This window comes from Mesorhizobium sp. M7A.F.Ca.CA.004.04.2.1, from assembly GCF_004022825.1.
In the GTDB taxonomy this organism is placed as follows: Bacteria; Pseudomonadota; Alphaproteobacteria; order Rhizobiales; family Rhizobiaceae; genus Mesorhizobium.
The window spans coordinates 1-979 of the sequence record NZ_RZPH01001487.1 but is presented as its reverse complement, the minus strand read 5'-3'; the positions used below and the strand labels follow the sequence as shown (position 1 = coordinate 979).

General features: G+C 64.5%; 2 protein-coding genes. Both read left to right on the top strand.

Annotation, left to right across the window (positions count from 1 at the left end; all coding sequences use genetic code 11):
* The first annotated feature begins 65 nt into the window (after positions 1-65).
* On the top strand, positions 66-584 hold the full coding sequence (locus EN893_RS35595; RefSeq protein WP_128362248.1) for a YcnI family protein: 519 nt from the start codon (positions 66-68) through the stop codon (positions 582-584).
* 53 nt (positions 585-637) lie between these two features.
* Positions 638-979 (top strand): copper resistance protein CopC (locus EN893_RS35590; protein ID WP_206640255.1); only part of this gene is annotated, 342 nt, incomplete at its 3' end.

The window sequence follows — 979 nt, the reverse complement described above, 5'->3', positions numbered from 1 at the left end:
GCCATGGACGATCACGCCAATTGATCCGGCCGGTTCGACAAATTTTGAAAATCCGAGGGACCATCATGAACAAATATCTTTTGTCGGCCGGCGCACTTCTCGCGCTCGGAACCAGCGCCGCCTTCGCGCATACCACGTTCGAAACCCAGGAGGCGGCGGTCGGCTCGACCTACAAGGCCGTTCTGCGCGTGCCGCATGGCTGCGAAGGCAAGGCGACGACCGCCGTGCGCGTGCAGATTCCGGAAGGGGTGATCGCGGTGAAGCCGATGCCGAAGCCAGGCTGGACGCTGCAGACCAAGAAGGGCAAGTACGAGAAATCCTACCAGCTCTACGGTCAGGCGGTTGCCGACGGGGTCAAGGAAGTCGACTGGAGCGCTGGCAGCCTGCCGGACGAATTCTACGACGAGTTTGTCTTCCGCGCGACGTTGACGGCGGATCTGCCGGCGGGCCAAAAACTCTACTTCCCGGTGGTGCAGGAATGCGACGGCGCCGCCGATCGCTGGATCGAGATCCCGGCGGCAGGGCAGGATGAAGACGCGCTGGAAAGCCCGGCACCCGGCATCAAGCTGCTGCCGAAGAAATGATCTCCCAGGCGGCGCGCCCTTTCGAGCGCGCCGCTCCTTTTCGTGGCGGTGACATGGGCACGACCTCCCTCCTGCAAACGGCTTCCATGACCGGCCAACGCGCCGGCCGGCTTGCCGCCGGCCTGTTGGCCGTGATCGTGTTTCTTGCCGGCCTTGCCGTGTCGGATCAGGCCTTTGCCCATGCCGCGCTGATCAAGACCGACCCGGCCGACGGCGCGGTGCTGGCACAGGGGCCGGCGCAGTTCTCGCTGACCTTCAGCGAGCCGGTCTCGCCTCTGGTGCTGACGCTGGTGAAGCCCGACGGCAAGCCGGTTCCGCTAACGTCATTCCGGCTCAGCGACCAGACCGTCGAGATCGACAATCCGCAGCTACTCAAGTCCGGCACGCATGTCTTG